The sequence below is a fragment of the Paenibacillus thiaminolyticus genome (assembly GCF_003591545.1).
GTDB classification, from domain to species: domain Bacteria; phylum Bacillota; class Bacilli; order Paenibacillales; family Paenibacillaceae; genus Paenibacillus_B; species Paenibacillus_B thiaminolyticus_A.
Genome location: NZ_QYZD01000016.1, coordinates 105,169 through 123,571 on the forward strand (window position 1 = coordinate 105,169; position 18,403 = coordinate 123,571).

An 18,403-nucleotide genomic window follows, 5' to 3' on the forward strand; every position below is an offset into this window, starting at 1 on the left:
AAAATACTCCAATCTCGTTACGGCTAGTATGATCCAAAGTACGGTTCGTATACATGATACAGGAAAAAGCATCGGGAAGACCAAGGAATGAACTGAAAATGAAGTTTCTTAATCTTGCTAAAAAAGAGAGAAGCTTTCTTACCTTACAAAAGTGTAATAATTTTTTGATTGACGATTCTTATCAGTTGTAACTATACTAGTTACAACTGAGTTGGTATATATTAGAATCCTTGTTTCTCTACTATTTTACCGACTAGTAAAAATTTATTAGGGGTGTAGAGTTGATGAAGAAAAATCTTATTGCAGCAGGAATTGTTACAGGAACCTTACTTTTAAATCCGTCTACTATTTTTGCAGACTCCATTTCCAACGTGATTAACATGTCCCAAAGTCAAGTTGAAAACTCGGTCATCGGCGTAATCACAGATGCAGATACATACTTTGCAACTGTTGAATATCAGGATTCTGAGGGAAACATCCAGACGGTAGAAATCGATTTTCCGAATGAAAGCAACAAGACCTTTGCAAAAGGGGACAAAGTTAGAGTTATCAATAAAGATAAATGGGGAGTATTGGATTTGGGTTACCAGAAAGTGACTTATGCCCCTGGAGACTATATTTTTAAGCTAACTAGCAACACACAAGTTGAAAACTCGGTCATCGGCGTAATCACAGATGCAGATACATACTTTGCAACTGTTGAATATCAGGATTCTGAGGGAAACATCCAGACGGTAGAAATCGATTTTCCGAATGAAAGCAACAAGACCTTTGCAAAAGGGGACAAAGTTAGAGTTATCAATAAAGATAAATGGGGAGTATTGGATTTGGGTTACCAGAAAGTGACTTATGCCCCTGGAGACTATATTTTTAAGCTAACTAGCAACACACAAGTTGAAAACTCGGTCATCGGCGTAATCACAGATGCAGATACATACTTTGCAACTGTTGAATATCAGGATTCTGAGGGAAACATCCAGACGGTAGAAATCGATTTTCCGAATGAAAGCAACAAGACCTTTGCAAAAGGGGACAAAGTTAGAGTTATCAATAAAGATAAGTGGGGAGTATTGGATTTGGGTTACCACAAAGTGACTTATGCCCCTGGAGACTTTATTTCCAAGCTGACTGACGACTCAAAATAATTTTAAACCCAGCTCCATTAAACTAAGAGAAAAATCACAAACAAAAATACCGCGAAATTTGCGGTATTTTTGTTTGCGACGGATGATACGTCATCGACCTACCGGACCAATTTAAAAAGGTGAGTAAGTTCCACTTACTAAATTAGAAATGTAGTAGGGGATACTGCTAAAGCTTCTATTCTATTGTCTTGCATCATGTACGCACTTAGGTTTACTGCTAGACATATATACCCCGATAAAGACGACAATGCCCCCTGCAATTGCCAATATTCCAGAAAATAAAGGCCCCTAAAGATGGGAATAGTCCCATGTAGATAATGCCCATGATCGCTTGAGCACTTTGAGGAATCTGGATTCCTACGTACAGCACAAAGGGGATCATCACTACAAGTCCACTGAGTACCGATACCGCTGTTGCAGATATCGGCGGTATGGACTGAATCTTTTTACCAAGAATCGAATACACCGTCCAGACCAGAATTGCAAGAATCATAAGCAGATCTCCTGTGTTATATTCAATACGAAAGATCTGCAGCAGCTGCCCCTTCGTTAGGACGAGCAGTACTCCGCATAAAGAGATGCATAGTCCTATCTTATTTTTAAAAGGGATCTTTTCTTTTAAAATAAGTGCTGAACATAGAGCTATAAGTACCGGATTCACCGAATTCACAAGGGAGGCATTCAGCGATGAAGTATATCGGAGTGCCTCATACAACAAATAATTGCACGTTATTACACCTGTTACCGCCATCACAAGCAGTATCTTCCAGCGTGCCCATACTTCTTTCCAATTCGGATGTTCAATCAGATGAGGCAATCGGAAAAAGGAAGACTACTGCGATTAGCCATCTAGAAAACGTCATTTGAATCGGTGTCATTTCTGCCACTACGTACTTTCCGAATATGTAGTTTCCTGCCCAAAATATATTCGCAAGCACAAGAAACGATATAACTGTACTTTTCTTCATGCAACCTTCCCCTGACTTTAGATTAGGAGCAATCAAATTAAGTTTAGATTAGTCAGATTCCGCATTTTTCAGTTCACCTTTCTTCCCTAAAGCAATATGTTACATAGATCATACAAGTGAATAGCGCGCCAGTCATGAAACCGCTCGTCAACATTTCATGGTCTCCGCTGGAGGCAGAACGAATAATAAAGCGGACTTTTCGATAAATGGCTTGTCTCGAGCGTTGGAGAAGAAAATTTAAGCGGCCCAATTTGTTCTTAATCGTCTTTGCTGGGTTGGAGGGGAGAGGTGTGATCGATGTTTATGGCGACTCAGCATGGTCATCATCTCCCTGATCATCTATCTCTTGTTCGAGATGTTCGATCCGATCCCTCTTGGTGAACGAGGAGAACACCTCGTCGATACGAGAAATCCGATCAGGTATATATTTTATCTCTAACAACAGAAGGTGCCTTCGTTGTGGGATATATCGATCAACAGATGAATGCATATTTAGATGAAGTTTTCTCCCATATGAATGAATTTGAGCGTCAAACTGTGATTCGTTCCATTCAATTGCTAAATGAATGTATGGCAAAATCTAAAACATGCTGCTCATAATAAGATTTGTTGCAAATTCCAGAGTATACAGGAGGATTATTTCTGCTTAATCTTACAATACGGCTTGCTTATGATTCAGATATTCCAGCTATTTTACAGATATATAACCAAGGTATTGAGGACCGAATTGCTACGTTAGAGACTGACCTTAAAGACCTGGGTTATATGATGAATTGGTATGACAATCATCAAGGCCGATATAAGATTCTCCTTGCTTGTCATAATGGCAAGACCATTGGTTGGGCTTCACTAAACCCATATTCACAGCGCTGTGCGTATCAAGGAGTGGCGGATCTGTCTATTTACATTGATCGGGAAAATATACGCCAAGACATTTATATATGCGAAAAAGCCGGATTTTCCTACTCTAAGGATTACCGGCTTTTTCAAGTTAAAAGGAATTAACCCTTTTTGAGACCTCTCACAAAAGCACTCACATTTCCTAGGCAGCAAGCACCTTGGGGGTTGTTTACCTCGCACCCACAGCTACCCGCCTGAACATGGGCTTTGATTTCGTCAGCAGGTCGTTGATCGGTGCCTGCCGCTTGGAGTCGATCTTTTGTCCAATCGAAGCAGTAGCATACTGGCACATTCGTGCTCGGGTTCTTTTGGTATACAGGTACCTTGAGGTCGTTCTCCATAAATGTTTGCGAATGGTTCCCACTGAAGTAGACGATAGAACAAGCAGGGTTGGAGCAAAAGGCGTAAGAGTTCTCGGATTCAATGGTTTCTAAAGCCAACGCTTTTAGCAGGGACTTGAGCGTTATAATTTGCACGTTCTTACCCTTTTCACCGCAGGAAGGGCACTCTCTTATTTTTATAACTCCTGTATTATTAGATGATGCACAGCAATCCATTTGAGGTCACCCCATATCTGATACATTAATTTTCTGCAATTCCCCAGATAATTATCTCACCAATTGCTAAGAGAATAAACATGTTAGCCTCAGCCTACACCACTTATATAGTTCAAGAAGACTTTTCACTTTAAATAATTACTTGATTATATAATTAAGCACTTATATAATGATTTCGAACAGGGAGGTGTAAATGATGAATACCGTATTGATTGAGGTTATGGCCGAACATTTCAAACTGCTCGGTGATCGCACGCGATTAAAAATTATTTCTATGCTTTATTTTCAAGAAATGTGTGTATGTCAGCTTGTCGAATTAATGGATACAACACAGCCAAATATTAGCCAACACCTACGCAAATTAAAGGATGCAGGGTTGGTTCGAGAAGAGAAGAGAGGCCAGTGGAGTTATTATTCCTTACACCTTCAAGGTAAGCCTCACTTACAGGATATCGTTAAATACTTACCGGATGTAGATGAAGCTCTCAAACAGAAAATGAATGAATCGATTTGTGATTGAGGAGAGTGACTAGCATGAGCCAGGGAACGACGAAGAGATTATCGTTTCTGGATCGATACTTAACACTTTGGATTTTTGGCGCGATGGCGTTAGGAATAGTGTTGGGGTACTTGGTACCTGGATTCTCGGAGGGCCTGTCAGGGATGCAGGTTGGGACAACATCCATTCCCATTGCCATCGGTTTAATCGTCATGATGTATCCACCGCTTGCAAAGGTGAAATATGAGAAGCTCGGTCGAGTATTTACAGATTGGAAAGTTTTAAGCCTATCCTTAGTCCAGAACTGGGTTGTAGGGCCTTTTCTTATGTTTTTTCTTGCTATCCTGTTCTTGAGTGATATGCCAGAATATATGATTGGTCTCATCATGATCGGTCTTGCACGATGCATCGCTATGGTCATCGTCTGGAGTGACTTAGCAAAAGGGGACCCGGAATATACGGCCGGTCTCGTCGCGTTCAATTCCATTTTTCAAATCCTGTTCTACTCCGTATTTGCCTACATCTTTATCACAGTACTGCCGGGATGGTTCGGGGTTCAAGGGGCTGAAGTGAATGTCTCGATGGGACAGATTGCGGAAAGTGTGTTAATCTACTTAGGTATCCCGTTCGTAGCTGGGATGTTTACACGGGTTATAGGCATAAAGCTGAAGGGACAACAGTGGTATGAGAATGTCTTTATCCCCAAAATCAGTCCATTAACGCTTGTTGCGTTGCTGTTTACAATCATCCTCATGTTCTCGTTAAAGGCTGATCTCATTGTAACTCTACCTTTTGATGTGGTACGAATCGCGATTCCGCTTTTAATCTACTTTGTTATCATGTTTTTGTTTTCATTCTTTATGTCCATTCGAACAGGGACATCTTATCCGATTTGTTGCTCCTTATCCTTTACAGCCGCCAGCAATAACTTTGAACTGGCCATTGCGGTAGCTATTGGGGTGTTTGGCATCGATTCTGGAGCAGCCTTTGCCGCTGTAATCGGGCCACTTGTTGAAGTTCCCGTGTTGATTGGACTTGTTAATGTTGCCTTCTGGTTCAGACGTAAGTATTTTGACTCAAAGCTGCACTCAACCTAAGAAGTTGAAGGAGTTAACGACATCATGCACAAAAAATTAGTTTACTTTCTTTGTACAGGCAACTCTTGCCGCAGCCAAATCGCAGATGGCTGGTTGAAAGCTCTCGGTGGTGACCGTTATGAGGTGAAAAGTGCAGGTCTGGAAGCTCATGGACTTAATCCTAGAGCAGTTCTGGTCATGAAGGAGGCAGGGATTGATATTTCACAACATACATCCGATGTTATTGATCCAGTGCTCTTGAATCGTGCAGATTATGTGATTACACTTTGTGGCCACGCTGACGAGCATTGCCCAGTCATCTCTAACAAGGATGTAGTCAAATGGCATTGGGGCTTCAATGACCCCGCTAAAGCAACAGGAATCGAAAAAAAGATCATGACCGAGTTCCGTCAAGTTCGTGATGATATTAAGGCTCGCATTGAACAGTTTCTGAAAGAAGGTAAGTAAGCTAATTAAGGTCGGCATCCATTGCGTCAAATCGTAATTCGCTCCATTCAATTATTAAATGATTGTAGAGGTAAGGAAGAACATGCGAAGCTAAAACTCTAAGGTGGAGGGGTTGTAATGGAATCAAAAAAAAGATCAAGTGCGCCAGGCGGTACGCGCCCACTATAAAAAGGTTGTAGTTCAGGAACAAGAACAAACAAGCTGCTGCTCTCCTAAAATAAGTAGCTCCATCTGCAACGGAAATGCAGCACCTAATCAAGCCCTAATTCAGATGGGATACTCCATTGAAGAATTATCGTCGGTTCCTGGAGGTGCTAACTTAGGGCTAGGGTATCTGGAGCCAATGCAGAGAATTATATTGTGTCTGCGAATATTCAAGCTGTCAAACCTCCAACATGCTGAATAACCGGTGATGTCCATAAGTATCTCCCCAAAAGATGCGTCTAAGTCCGAAGGCGCATCTTTCCATTTGGTAATGAAGAGAACGAAATATGAATATATTTGTTGGGTGGTGTTCGCAAAAATCGAATTTTATGGTAATCTATAGGTGGTCAACCACTTGCATTGCGAAAGGAGTGAGTCTGTGAGTACCGTTGCTGCAAAGCCCAAGTGCTTGGGGGAGCTAATACAGCACTATCGTCAGAGGAAGAAAATGACTCTGGCTAAGCTGCAGGAAGCGGTCGGCATCGATAAAGGCAGCCTGTCGAGAATTGAAAACAGCGAGGTTAAGCGCCCTGATTTTCAATCCATCTTGTCCATCGCTGCAGTATTAGACATTCCCCATAACGACGTCGTAGAGAAGTACATCGAAATTGGACATAAGTCAGAAGTCGTCTACACTATTTTACAGAACGAATTAACAACACTTGAATATCCTTCGCTGATACCGAAAATAGCCGCAAAATTTCTTCAAGCACCGAATGAAGACAGCCTGTACCTAGTAGGGAAATTGTATCGCGAAATCGACTCCATCGATATCGACTCCATTAAACTTTCGTTGTATGACCTCATCCTTGACTACTCACGTTCCCACGGAATTATGCCCTACATAGCTAAAAGCATGTATCAACGTTATCTTATTGAACGAAATGATTTCAGCCGATTGAAGGAAACATACTATAGCGGAAAGTACATTTTGCATTACATCGATTTCTTGCCGCAAGATGAGCAACTTGAGTTACACTACAAATTAGGGGTTCACGCTTACAACTTGAGGTTTTACAGCGAGAGTATCGACCATTGCAAAAAAGTACTCGCGGAAGATGGCGGTCAAAGTCCTTACAAAATATATGCACTTGGTGTGCTTAGAGACGCGCACTTTGGTATAGGGGAATACAAAGAGGCTGAGATGTACTCTATACAATACAAACAGTTTAATTATCCGCACACGCACGAGCAAGTTGTTCTGATGGAAGCATTATTCCATGCTAAGAAGGGCAATACCGCTAAAGCCATTGAACAGTTGTGGTCATTCCTCGATACTTGTAGTGATATCTTTGTTCTTTCTGCAACAAGGCATCTCATTCAATTGTACTTGGAACAGAACAACACCGAAGGCGTTAAAGCCGTGCTAGAAAATAGCAAAATAAGCTCATCTATATTAGATAATACGAATCCGTTGACTTATTATGGGTACGCTGAGTACCTTCGGCTTCAAGGGGAGTACTACTTAGCTATAGGTGAATATGATAACTATATAAGCCATTTAATGAAAGGAGCTTTATATTTCTCAAAGATTAACGATACTATCAAAGAGAAAGAATGTCTTAACATGATTATACGAAGTCATATAGAACAAAATATCCCTATGCACAAGGCTACACTTGAAAAGTTAAGTTCTTACTATGTTAAAAGCGCTAATAAAATGGAGGGTTAAGCATGAAAAAACTTATTAAAAATCTATATTTCAATTCCTTGCTCTACACAGTTATCTTCGTAACAACGGCGGCGGCATTCTCTGGTGATACTGGAATCATTCATCCTTGGTAAAGCACCTTCATGGTGCTCTTTTTATTTGTTCATCTCTTGGGATAGATATGACGTTAGGCAAAATCAGCTAAGGATAACAAAGGCGAAAAGAGGCTGATGTGGCAGGTGGTTACTACGTTCACAGTGATCCCAATACGAACTGTAACTATTGTGTTAAACTGGTACGTACACGTCAGGCATTAGCCTGGCCTTACCAGCTATTCTAATATGGAGGCTTTTAAATGGCGAATGTGACCTTTTACCGGGACGAAGCGCTGCCTTTTCTGGAGGCAAAGCGATGCCACAAGAATGACCTGGCGTATCAGAAGCATTTTCACGAGGAATATTCCATCGGTTTAATCGATGAAGGCGAGACGCAAGCATGGTGTGACGGCGTCTTGTGGCGCGTAGAGACGGGACGAATGATCAGCTTTCCGCCGCTCATTCTCTACGCCTGTCAGCCTGCGGAAGATGCGCAATGGAAATACAAAATGCTCGCCTTCTAACATTCAACAACCTTCTGTTTTTGATTGGTCCAAAGTTGAAACCATTATGGGGCAGAAGGGTCATCGCAGTGGGATTCTTCTGCAGTTTAACATCCCGCGTTCGGAAACTATCACAGAAAATAATGTCGTGATCCACCATCGATGGGAGTGGCTTCACCAATCAATTTTCAAGCGATAGTCAATGTCCGTTTCATGGGACTGCATCAGTGAAGCCGACATGTCCTAATTGTTCTCAAGGAGGCATCGGACTCCACATCTTCAATAAAGGAACTAATGTCATCCTAAACAAAAAACACCATCATCGTCGACGTTATTTTTTGATTTTCCATACTTAATTTCTCATAGGTATCTGTTCTTCCTGTTGGTTATTAAATATGTTTCGGAAGCGAATGAACAAATATAATGCTCGAACAAGTAGATCTAGGGCTATTGAGAGCCAGACACCTGCTATCCCCATACCAAGATAAAGACATAACACATAAACCCCGACGACCCGAATGAACCACATACCAACAGCTGTACTATACATTGGACTTTTTGTATCTCCAAGACCTTGTAATGCACCTGCAATTACTAAACTAACTGCAAGAAAGGGCTGAGCAAAAGCGTCTATTCGAAGTGCGGTTGTGACCATTTCTACCACATTACCTTCACCAGTGAACCATGTCGCAGCCAATGGAGAGAAGAAGAATAACAAGGCGCCTATTATCGACATAAAACCCACGGCAACAGCTGTAGTCAGGATCCCGTATCGATAGGCATCTTGCGGCTTACCAGCCCCCATATGCTGCCCTACAAGCGTTGTAGCGGCAACGGCCAAGCCATAACCCGGCATGTACGAGAAAATCTCGATATTACCGGCTATGGTATGAGCTGCGTATACCTCGGTTCCGATCCGGACAATTAACCCAAAATAAAGCACCTGTCCAAATCGCATGATAAGACGTTCTATTGCGGCAGGGACTGATAATGTAAGCAACGGTTTGGTGTACTCTTTGGAGTTTTCTTTCCATAAGTTGAAAGACAGTTTTGATTTACGTATGGCAAGAAATAAGGCAATTGAACCAATTATCCGTATGATGACTGTCGCCCAAGCGGCCCCTGCTATCCCCATGGCAGGGATAAATAAAAAACCGAAAATCAGTATATAATCAATACCAATGTGGATCAAATTGATCCATAACCCGACCTTCATCGGGGTTTTCGTATCGCCAGATGCCCGCAGAATGCTTCCGAATATCGTCATTAGTGAAATGAAAACAGAGGGAATAGCAACAATTCGAAAATAGATAGCACCATCAGCTATTACAGCAGGTTCAGCACCCATTAATAATAGTAGAGGCTCCGCAAAGAAAAAGGTGACAATTCCGAATAGGAGACCAAGCAGAATTGAGATCCAAGTTGATTGATGGGCAATAGCTTTCGCTTTCCCAAGTTCACCGGCACCGACATACTTTGCGATTAAAGCTGACGTCCCCGTACCAAGAGCGAGAAATATAGCTAAGTATACAGCGATCAGTGTATTAGCGATCCCAACTGCTGTGACTTCAATAAGTCCTAATTTTGAAACGAAAAGTGTATCAACAAAACCAACAACGGTTTGCAGTAAATTTTCAATCATTGCAGGGATTGCTAAAGCAAGAATAATCCTCAGTCTCTGTTTATCTGATGTTGGCTGGGTTATTAAATCTGCAGGCATCATTCATCACTCACTATCTTATAAAGTGGTCCAGTGCTTTGTTGAGATCTCGAAGCACTTCGGATTCATTTCCATGATAAACAGCCTCTACCACACAGGTTTCAAGGTGGTCTTTTAAGAGTACCTTGGCTGTACTATCTAACGCTTTTCGAACTGCTGCAATCTGCAACAAAATATCGGAACAATCTCGTTCATTGGCAGCCATTTCTTTGATCGATCGGACATGACCTTCAATTCTGGCAAGTCGATTGACAACCGCTTTCGTATTTTTATGAGTATGGGAATGGGTATGCGAAATCGTATGAGTATGTTCAATTCCTTGCCCATGATCGTGCTCCTGGTTTGACATCGAATAAAAACCTCCTTTTTGTTTGATTATATCCCCCCTGGGGGATTGATCAACAGAAAAATAAGACGTTAGTTTTGAACAGGGAAGAGGTTTCTCAATTTTTAAATTGATTGAGAGATCCCTTTTGCATGGAAAAGAATCGCCTGCCACCCAACAAAAGCGGGGTCACAGGCGATGAGCTCCTAAAAACAAGTGGAGGTGAAAAATCGGATAATAGTACAGTTATGTACGATTGCAGCCCTTTTATTCGGTTTCTATTTCGCCTATACATTCAAAGAACCTAGAAACGGAATGCAAATGATAGGAGAGGAAGAAGCATTACAAGATATAAAAAACCAACACAATGCTGACATCAAGTCAGTGGACATCTATACAGTGGGCTACTACTTTAATCATTCATCCTTGGTAAAGCACCTTAATGGTGCTTTTTTTAATTTTGTTCACATCCTGTCGAGGGACAACCCGGTCCGAAGGATCGACAACCCGAAACGTTACAGTGGAATTCAATTATTAGGGCTTCTGCCATAACCGTTTTTTGGGTGGGCAGATATCATAGGAACACTAGCGGAGCGAACTTCATAAGATATCTCGTCAAGATTAGGGATGGCAGCTTGCCGAGGGCCCAGATCTCAACATTCTGATGTAATGATTGTCACATGCAAGGATAGTGAAATGAATGATATGGAGGGTATGAAATGAGCGATTTTCAGAAGGATCTGCAAAACTTGAATGTCGGCCAGTTCAGTTCGACGGGGATGACGCCTGCGTCGGGGCAAAATCAGAGCGGCCCGGGTGATCCCCGCTTATGTGTTGGCGTTTGCTTTTTTTGCTCCGGCTTTTGCGGCGGCGGGTTTTGTTCATGCAGCAACTGTTTCCGCTGCAGCAGCTGCTTCAATTGCTTCCGCTGCGGTGGCTGCGCGCGTTGCGGAAGCTGCGCTCGCTGCCGCTGAGTACCGATAAGCTCGCTTCGCCGAACCGCAAAAACGGTATGCCCCTGCAGATGTCTCGTCCTGCAGGGGCTGTTCCTTTTTTCGTTACAGGCATGAAGGACAAAATGCTCTACATAACTTAAAAGCGAGGGGGAAACCGAAGTCCTGGCCTACAATGCGGTTTTTCCTCCGGCAAAACCTTAAGGAGGAATAAAAAACTTGAATCCTTCTGTACGTCTGAAAGTGAAAGGGGATACGTTCTTTCTCCCCGATTCAAATGGTGGCGTCTACTTCCGCAACAATACGGGTTCGTTCCGAATGGAAGGCGACATGGTCGACCGGTGGATTGAAAAATTGATGCCCATGTTCTGCGGAGATTACTCCATGGCGGAGCTGACGGACGGATTGCCGGAACCGTACAGGTTACGGGTTTATGAAATCGCGGAAGTACTGCTCAATAACGGCTTTGTCCGGGATTCCAGCCAAGACCGCCCGCACAGCCTCCCGGAAGCGGTAGAACGGAAATATGCCGCACAGATCGAATTCCTGGACAGCTTGGGCGGTTCGGGCGCTTACCGCTTTCAAACCTATCGCCAGGCTAATCCGATTGCGGTCGGTTCCGGCCCGATATTTGTCTCGCTCGTTGCGGCCTTGTTGGAATCCGGGGTGCCCCGGTTTCGCATGCTGATCACGAACCGGGCGACCACGGATCGCCAGCGTATCTCCGAGCTGACGGCGATCGCACGTCTATCCGACAGCGAGATCGAAGTCGAGGAGATCTGCCCGTCGGATGACGGCATTCTCGATTGGCCGGAAGTCGTGCGGCTGGCGGATTCCGTTCTATACGTCGCTCAGGATGACGATCCCGGAGAGCTTAGAGCACTGCACGCGGCCTGCAGGGACGCGAAGAAGCTGCTGGTACCCGCCATTTACATGCGACAGGCGGGCATAGCAGGGCCGTTGGTGCACCCGGATTCGGATGTCTGCTTCGAATCCGCATGGCGCAGGATTCACCGAGCCGCTCTTGGCGATGCGGAGCGGCCGGCCGCCGTCTCGACAACGCCGGAAGCCATGCTCGCGAATGTAGTCGTATTCGAATGGCTTAAGACCGTGTCGGGGGCGACGGCTTCGGAATTGAACGGACAGCTGTTCCTGCTGAATCCGGAAACATTGGAAGGCGAGTGGCATGCGGTACTTCCCCATCCGCTGGTCAGGGGACTTCGTCCGGCCGAGCCTGCGGATCCGTTCAGCCTTCCGGCCGATCAAGGTACAGCGCGACAGGAAGCAGACCGTCTCCTCTCCTATTTCTATCGCTTGACTTCGGCGAAGACCGGCATACTTCACCGCTGGGAGGAAGGGGACTCGAAGCAGCTTCCGCTCTCGCAGTGTCGCGTCCAGGCAGTTGACCCGCTGTCGGAAGGCCCCGCCGAGCTGCTGCCGCAGATCGTCTGTATGGGAATGACGCACCATGAAGCAAGGAGGGAAACGGGCTTGGCCGGCATCGAGGCGTACGTGTCGCGACTGGCCGGGGTTCTGAAGGCGGCGAGATCTGCGCAGCCGGATTCCGCAAGCCTGCTCGACCTGCAACCACAAGAATATGTAGGGATCGGGGCGGGAGAGACCGTAGCGGAAGCAATCCTCCGCGGACTGCAGAAATGTCTGTTCGAGGTGCTGAAATGTCGTTCCGATTCCAGCCTGCCCTCCGTGTATCGAATCACATTAAGCAAGGTTGAGGACGATTTTTGCCGCTATTGCTTGCGCGCATTGGAGACGATGCAGGACGCCCCGGTAATCGGACTGGGACAAGAAGCTGCGGGCTTTCCGGTCGTCTGGGTCGGTACGAACGGTTACTGGTACGGCGGAGCCGGAGTCAACCGCACGATGGCGCTGCGAGAAGCGCTCCGACAGGCGCTGATGAAAATCCAAAACCATGCGGCGGACATCCATGGCCACATACTGGAGCGCTCTTCGGTCAAGGTGGAAGATGCCTTGCCGCAAAGTCTGGCGATCCCCGGCTTCGATCAGTCGGAATACGGCATGATGCTGCAGTCCGTCCGGCAGATCCTGCAAGGGAACCGTAAGCGAATCGAGGTCGTTGATTTGTCGGCAGAACCGTTTATGAAAGAAGAGCTGGCAGGCGTGTTTGGCGTATCGCTGCGAGAGGAGGAGACGCATTGAGCGCGATCGTGACGGTCATCGGGGAAGGACAGCTCACGGATTTTGTAATGAAGCTATTGTCTGCCGATGACCGCTACCGGCTGGTCTGGCAGAAGAGCATCGAATCCGGAGAAGCGGCAACGGGAGACTTGGCGCTCGTGTTGAACGATGCTTGGGATCCTTCCGTTCATCCTGCGGCGGAGGAGCGGTTCCGACAGTCGGGAACGCCCTGGCTGCGCGGCTATGTTGCATTCGGAGAGGGGATTGTCGGTCCGCTGGTTCGTCCGGAGGATCAAGGATGCTCGCAATGCGCGGATGCCCGGCTCCTGCTGGCGGGAAGCGACCGCAGGGAATCGTGGGGCCTGCAGCAGAAGCTGGCGTCGCATGGCGGAATTGCCCGGGACGCTTGGGCGTCTCGCACGGGATTATTGCAGGTGGCCCACCTGGTCGCGGCAGAAGCCGTGAAGATGCTGGAGGGCGTGCGGCCGGAGACGGACAGCCGGATGTACTTGATCGATCTGCGTACGCTGAAAAGCTCGTCGCACTTCTTCCTGCCCGATCCGCTGTGTCCGATCTGCAGCCGATTGCCGGAAGACGATGCGCAGTTGGCCCGCATTACGCTGCAGCCAAGCCCGAAAATCAGCGCCAACACGTATCGCAGCCGTTCGCTAGATGAGCTGAAGGCTGTGTTGGCCAAAGACTACCTGGATGCCAGGACCGGTTTTCTGAACGGACAAAGGGTTGACCTTGTGTCTCCTTTCGCCGATGCGAGCATCAATTTGCCCTTGTTCGGCGGAGATGAGGCTTGCGCAGGCCGGACCCACTCCTATGCGGATAGTGAAATGACGGCCATCCTGGAGGGATTGGAGCGTTATTGCGGTCTGTCGCCCCGCGGCAAACGAACTGTCGTTCATGACAGTTTCCGCAATGTGCAGGACCAGGCGCTCGATCCTCTCCGCGTAGGCGTCCATGCGAAGGAACAGTATGAACGCTCCTGCTTCCCGTTCAAGCCCTTCGATCCCGAACGGCCGATCGATTGGGTATGGGGCTATTCGTTCCTGCAGGAGCGTCCGATTCTCGTACCGGAGCTGCTGGCCTATTACAGTGCGGGCTGCGGACACGGATTCGTCTATGAAACGTCAAATGGCTGCGCGTTGGGTGGCAGTCTGGAGGAAGCGATCTTCTACGGGATGCTGGAAGTGGTGGAGCGCGACTCCTTTCTCATGACCTGGTATGCGCGGCTCCCCTTGCCTCGTCTGGATCTCCGCTCGGCCCCGGACCTGGAATTGAGATGGATGACGGATCGTTTGGAGGCCGTGGCGGGCTATGACATGTATTTGTATAAAGCGACAATGGAGCATGGCATACCAAGCGTGTGGGCGCTCGCGAAAAACAAAAAAGAGCGGGGCGTGAACCTCATTTGCGCGGCGGGCGCCCATCCGGATCCGATCCGCGCTGCAAAGAGCGCGATCCACGAGGTGGCGGGCATGCTGCTCACGGTCAGCGAGAAATTCGAGGAAAACCGTCAGCAGTATGAACGGATGCTTCTCGATCCATACCAGGTCGTTCAGATGGAGGACCACTCCATGCTGTACGGGTTGAAACAGGCGGAGGAACGGCTCGATTTTCTGCTGAATGACGATCGTCCGATGCAAACGTTCGCCGAAGCGTTCGAACCTAAGGGCTGGAACGCCGATCTGACCGATGATCTGAAGAGCATGTTGCATGTTTTTCGACAACTGAATCTTGAAGTGATCGTGGTCGACCAGACGACTCCGGAGACGCGCCGCAACGGACTGTATTGCGTGAAAGTACTCATTCCCGGCATGCTCCCGATGACGTTCGGGCAGCATCTCATCCGTGTAACGGGACTGGATAGAGTGCTCAGGGTCCCTGCGGAGCTGTCTTATTCGCTGGAGCCCTTGTCGCCCGAGCAGCTGAATCCATATCCGCACCCGTTCCCATAATGGCTATGGGGCGGCGCGGTTGAAGCCAGGGAGGAAAGCGATGAGTCTGATGAATCTGGACGATTTTCTTCACCGTTTGCAATATGAGCCGGATAAGGTCAAGCCCTTGGATTGGGAGACGGACTGGGATGACGCGCCGCTTCCTTACAAGCTTTATCGCGGCTTGCCGATGTTTCCGTTATCCAGGGAAGTGCCGGCTACGCTCGAAGGCAGGGATACGCCCGGTGTACCCAGCCTCCACGATATCGGACATTTCCTCTACTATGTATACGGGCTTACGCAATTGACCCAATCCGTCATGGAACGGGAGCCATCGAAAGAAACGGGAGGCGTCTTGCAAATATGCCGGCGCTTCGTTGCTTCCGGAGGCGGGCTATATCCAAGCGAACTGTATCTCTATCTGAAGCTTGGCGAATTGCCTGCCGGCATATACCATTACGATGCGGCGCATCATCGGTTGGCGTTGCTGCGCGAAGGGAATTTCGACGATTTTTTGGCAAGGTCGCTCGGTCATCGCTGCGACGCGAACGGTTGCTTCGGAGCCGCGTTCGTATCTATCGCTTACTGGAAAAATTTTTACAAGTACAACAATTTTGCCTACCGGCTGCAGGGACTGGACGCTGGCGTGTTGATCGGACAGCTGCTCGAAGTCGCGAAACGATTTGGATTTTCGTCTAGCGTGCATTTTCAATTTCTCGATCAAGCCATCAACCATCTGCTCGGACTATTGCAACAGGAGGAGAGCGTGTATGCGGTAATCCCGTTATCGACGGAACCGGCGATCCGGTGGGTGGAAAGCGGGAGCGAGGAGGAGGACATGGTTTCCGCCTCCGATCTGTGCCGGGAGTTGTCGCCAATCAGTCATGATCACTATGTCAGGTCGCGGCGGATCGCAGATTATCCGCTGCTGCTTCAGATGAGTGAGGCGTCTCGACTGGATTCGGCACGATTGTTTCGACAGATCCGTCAAGATGAGCAGGCAATCCCGGATCCAGCTCTCACACTGCCTCTGCCGCCTGTAGACCGCTTATCGTATGATTTTGCGGCGGCGTGCCGCAACCGGTTCTCGCCCGAGACGGAATTTGTCTTGAAGCCGATCGGTCTCTCCCGGCTTGCCGCTCTGCTTCGGGAAGCGACGGCTTCCTTCACGTATCGCAACGACCTGGATGGCCTGCAGGAACGGCCGGAACCCCGTGTATGCCTTTATGGCTTCTTCTACGGGGTGGAAGACGTCCCGGATGGCGCCTATCGGTACGATGGCGCCACGCATTCGCTGCAGCCGGTGTGCCTTGGAGATCACCGGCAACGGATGCAGGAGAGCATGTCGTTTCCCAATATCAATTTGTCTCAAGTTCCGCTCTCCTTACATGTGGCAGGGAAGAGGGGGTTCTCGCAATCGCAGCTCGGCAAGCGGGGATACCGTATACAGCAAATGGAGGCCGGGATGCTCGTACACCGCTTATTGCTGGCAGCATCCGCCCTCGGGATGGGGGGGCGTCCGCTTCTCGCGTTTGACGCCAATTCCAGCGATGCGCTTTATCGAACGGCTTCCCGGGATGAGACGGGGCTGATTTTTATACCAGTCGGTCCCTATCGTCAGCGATTGCGATTGGCGGGCAGCTTGAGCCGTTAAAATAAAAGAATCATCGCTAACAACATTGACGCAAACGGTCATGTTGTTAGCGATGAAACCCCCTCTTTCAAGAAAGGGAGACCGGACTTCTCTTACCAATGATGGGTATCCCACGAATGATGGCCATGCGCATGGGGATGGCCCCATGGATAGGGATGGAACCAATCATGACGGTAGTCGACCGGGCAGCAATCCCACCCTGAAGACATATAAGGATGAAGGCAGTCATCCATATACGGATCCCATGAATGATCCATGAAGGGATGGATCATGGACGGGTAGTGAGCATGCTCCCAGGGGTGAACCATCACGTCCCCCCAAGGATGACACATCCCGGGATGGTGTTCATGGTGATGAGGAATATGGTACCAGGTAGAATGGGACTCGTGAAATACGTCATCGCGAGGTCTAATTTGAATATTCGACTGCTCGGGGGCTTGCTCGGACGGATCGGAACCCTGGAAGCCGGCCGGGTTCTGAACGAAAGGTTGATGGTATGTCATGGTTGCTTTCCTCCTAATCTTTTGAGGGGCAATGCATTGTGAACCCTCTTCTGACAAATCTCGCTTTCGAAGCCTTCGCTTGGCATAATATATAATATGCTGAGATTGAAATAAGGGCACTTGACCCGATAAAATGGGCAGGTGCCCCAATGCCTCGTAATATGGGGCTTTTTGTATGATTAGGCCAATCAGAATTTCTGGTTGGTTTATTTTTGTAGGAATATAAAGCTGGCGGTAAGCAATGGTTGCGCATTTTCAATAGACGCAAAAGCAAATAGTGTATATAGTATGTATATACGGTAGTCACTCTATTGACAGCAGCGAGGTGAGGGAACCTGAACATCATCATATCCAACGCATCGAGCGACCGCATACCCCCGATCAGTGGCTTGCTGCGCTGCTTACCAATGTTATCGTTGAATGACGCATTATGAAGTAGAGGAATCCCCGAGATTTTCAGAAAAAAAGCTTGAATTCGTACATTTCGGAGCTTATCACACAACTAGAAGAACCTATTTCGCTTGCCTCGCCATCAGATCGTTCCATCACAGTAGGTGACGAAAAGTTATGGATTCGAAGCGTAACCAAAACCGATACAGGCCATGATATCGTTATCACCAGAAAACAATTTGTAAAGTGGAGAAAGGAGCTTATATCCATAAAAGCTGGTGGTAACGTAGTTCCCGTATCATCGCTTTCCACAGCACGCCCTTGGGATCCGAAGAACGGTAACACTCTGTGGGAGCAGACGTATTCGTTTAACACCACGGAGACACCGGAATTCCTGCTGCTGGACGGATTCCATTATATTAAAACCTACAATAAGAAAATTTCGATTCCTGTAGATAACAAAAAATAAAATCATGTCACCCGGCAGATAGACACTTTTGAAAAAGAGTGGCTGTTTTCCGGGTTTTTGTTTAATAAGAAATAGAGATTTCGAGGTTATCGAGGTAAGTATAGCTCACCATAGAAGAAGGGAGGGGGTTATCATGGACAAGAAGTACATGAGAGTAGTCGGTTGAGGTTATGGCCACGTTACTGCCTTTACTTCTTTCTCGATGCTTAGGGGGAGCACT

17 protein-coding genes and 3 pseudogenes are annotated in these 18,403 nt (G+C 47.2%); 13 read left to right on the top strand and 7 right to left on the bottom strand.

What is annotated here, in order from left to right; all coding sequences use genetic code 11:
• Positions 1 to 284: 284 nt before the first annotated feature.
• Complete coding sequence (locus DQX05_RS17690; protein WP_119794843.1) at positions 285 to 1,145, top strand: hypothetical protein; 861 nt, start codon at positions 285 to 287, stop codon at positions 1,143 to 1,145.
• Between the two features lie 217 nt (positions 1,146 to 1,362).
• Here the strand turns inward: DQX05_RS17690 and DQX05_RS31445 are convergent, their stop codons facing one another.
• The 3 genes and pseudogenes from DQX05_RS31445 to DQX05_RS31450 form a co-directional block, all read right to left on the bottom strand.
• On the bottom strand, positions 1,363 to 1,638 hold the full coding sequence (locus tag DQX05_RS31445; protein ID WP_220483203.1) for an EamA family transporter: 276 nt from the start codon (positions 1,636 to 1,638) through the stop codon (positions 1,363 to 1,365).
• A 117-nt stretch (positions 1,639 to 1,755) separates the two neighbouring features.
• Positions 1,756 to 1,896 (bottom strand): annotated as a pseudogene (locus DQX05_RS32260) (EamA family transporter); the annotation flags it as partial.
• 49 nt (positions 1,897 to 1,945) lie between these two features.
• Entirely contained in the window at positions 1,946 to 2,113 is a 168-nt protein-coding gene (locus DQX05_RS31450; protein ID WP_220483204.1) for an EamA family transporter, read from the bottom strand.
• A 384-nt stretch (positions 2,114 to 2,497) separates the two neighbouring features.
• Between DQX05_RS31450 and DQX05_RS32265 the strand changes: the two are divergent.
• Together DQX05_RS32265 and DQX05_RS32270 are read left to right on the top strand one after the other, a co-directional pair.
• Positions 2,498 to 2,713: pseudogene (locus DQX05_RS32265) on the top strand (MarR family winged helix-turn-helix transcriptional regulator); the annotation flags it as partial.
• A gap of 42 nt (positions 2,714 to 2,755) precedes the next feature.
• Positions 2,756 to 3,028, top strand: a pseudogene (locus DQX05_RS32270) (GNAT family N-acetyltransferase); the annotation flags it as partial.
• A gap of 86 nt (positions 3,029 to 3,114) precedes the next feature.
• Here the strand turns inward: DQX05_RS32270 and DQX05_RS17710 are convergent.
• Positions 3,115 to 3,570 (bottom strand): putative iron-sulfur cluster-binding metallochaperone, encoded by a 456-nt coding sequence (locus DQX05_RS17710; protein WP_119794844.1) that lies wholly within the window; start codon positions 3,568 to 3,570, stop codon positions 3,115 to 3,117.
• Between the two features lie 196 nt (positions 3,571 to 3,766).
• Here DQX05_RS17710 and DQX05_RS17715 point away from each other — a divergent pair, with 196 nt between their 5' ends.
• The 5 genes from DQX05_RS17715 (at position 3,767) to DQX05_RS17740 (ending at position 8,087) form a co-directional block, all read left to right on the top strand.
• Complete coding sequence (locus tag DQX05_RS17715) at positions 3,767 to 4,090, top strand: ArsR/SmtB family transcription factor (RefSeq protein WP_397335647.1); 324 nt, start codon at positions 3,767 to 3,769, stop codon at positions 4,088 to 4,090.
• Positions 4,091 to 4,104: 14 nt separating this feature from the next.
• On the top strand, positions 4,105 to 5,166 hold the full coding sequence (arsB, locus tag DQX05_RS17720) for an ACR3 family arsenite efflux transporter (RefSeq protein WP_119794846.1): 1,062 nt from the start codon (positions 4,105 to 4,107) through the stop codon (positions 5,164 to 5,166).
• A gap of 24 nt (positions 5,167 to 5,190) precedes the next feature.
• A complete protein-coding gene (gene arsC / locus DQX05_RS17725; protein ID WP_119794847.1) occupies positions 5,191 to 5,613 on the top strand; it encodes an arsenate reductase (thioredoxin) in 423 nt (140 codons plus the stop codon).
• A 583-nt stretch (positions 5,614 to 6,196) separates the two neighbouring features.
• On the top strand, positions 6,197 to 7,489 hold the full coding sequence (locus DQX05_RS17735) for a helix-turn-helix domain-containing protein (RefSeq protein WP_119794849.1): 1,293 nt from the start codon (positions 6,197 to 6,199) through the stop codon (positions 7,487 to 7,489).
• Between the two features lie 334 nt (positions 7,490 to 7,823).
• On the top strand, positions 7,824 to 8,087 hold the full coding sequence (locus DQX05_RS17740) for an AraC family ligand binding domain-containing protein (RefSeq protein ID WP_119794850.1): 264 nt from the start codon (positions 7,824 to 7,826) through the stop codon (positions 8,085 to 8,087).
• Positions 8,088 to 8,418: 331 nt separating this feature from the next.
• Here DQX05_RS17740 and DQX05_RS17745 read toward each other — a convergent pair whose 3' ends face one another.
• Positions 8,419 to 9,789, bottom strand: a complete 1,371-nt coding sequence (locus DQX05_RS17745) for an MATE family efflux transporter (protein WP_310735677.1) — start codon at positions 9,787 to 9,789, stop codon at positions 8,419 to 8,421.
• A gap of 10 nt (positions 9,790 to 9,799) precedes the next feature.
• The gene (locus DQX05_RS17750) at positions 9,800 to 10,135 is read right to left on the bottom strand and encodes a metal-sensing transcriptional repressor (protein ID WP_119794851.1); all 336 of its coding nucleotides are present in this window, start codon (positions 10,133 to 10,135) and stop codon (positions 9,800 to 9,802) included.
• Positions 10,136 to 10,994: 859 nt separating this feature from the next.
• Here DQX05_RS17750 and DQX05_RS17760 point away from each other — a divergent pair.
• The 4 genes from DQX05_RS17760 to DQX05_RS17775 all read left to right on the top strand — a co-directional run bounded on the left by DQX05_RS17760 (position 10,995) and on the right by DQX05_RS17775 (position 16,821).
• Positions 10,995 to 11,207 (top strand): hypothetical protein, encoded by a 213-nt coding sequence (locus DQX05_RS17760; RefSeq protein WP_119794853.1) that lies wholly within the window; start codon positions 10,995 to 10,997, stop codon positions 11,205 to 11,207.
• 76 nt (positions 11,208 to 11,283) lie between these two features.
• Positions 11,284 to 13,242 carry a putative thiazole-containing bacteriocin maturation protein gene (locus DQX05_RS17765; RefSeq protein ID WP_119794854.1) on the top strand — a complete coding sequence of 653 codons (1,959 nt, stop codon included), beginning with the start codon at positions 11,284 to 11,286 and terminating at the stop codon, positions 13,240 to 13,242.
• Complete coding sequence (locus tag DQX05_RS17770; protein WP_119794855.1) at positions 13,239 to 15,188, top strand: TOMM precursor leader peptide-binding protein; 1,950 nt, start codon at positions 13,239 to 13,241, stop codon at positions 15,186 to 15,188. The genes DQX05_RS17765 and DQX05_RS17770 overlap by 4 nt, the downstream gene beginning before the upstream one ends.
• A gap of 40 nt (positions 15,189 to 15,228) precedes the next feature.
• Entirely contained in the window at positions 15,229 to 16,821 is a 1,593-nt protein-coding gene (locus tag DQX05_RS17775; RefSeq protein ID WP_119794856.1) for a SagB family peptide dehydrogenase, read from the top strand.
• A gap of 92 nt (positions 16,822 to 16,913) precedes the next feature.
• Here DQX05_RS17775 and DQX05_RS17780 read toward each other — a convergent pair whose 3' ends face one another.
• On the bottom strand, positions 16,914 to 17,324 hold the full coding sequence (locus DQX05_RS17780) for a hypothetical protein (RefSeq protein WP_119794857.1): 411 nt from the start codon (positions 17,322 to 17,324) through the stop codon (positions 16,914 to 16,916).
• 469 nt (positions 17,325 to 17,793) lie between these two features.
• Between DQX05_RS17780 and DQX05_RS17785 the strand changes: the two genes are divergently transcribed.
• Positions 17,794 to 18,183 carry a hypothetical protein gene (locus tag DQX05_RS17785; RefSeq protein WP_259392085.1) on the top strand — a complete coding sequence of 130 codons (390 nt, stop codon included), beginning with the start codon at positions 17,794 to 17,796 and terminating at the stop codon, positions 18,181 to 18,183.
• Positions 18,184 to 18,403: the final 220 nt, after the last annotated feature.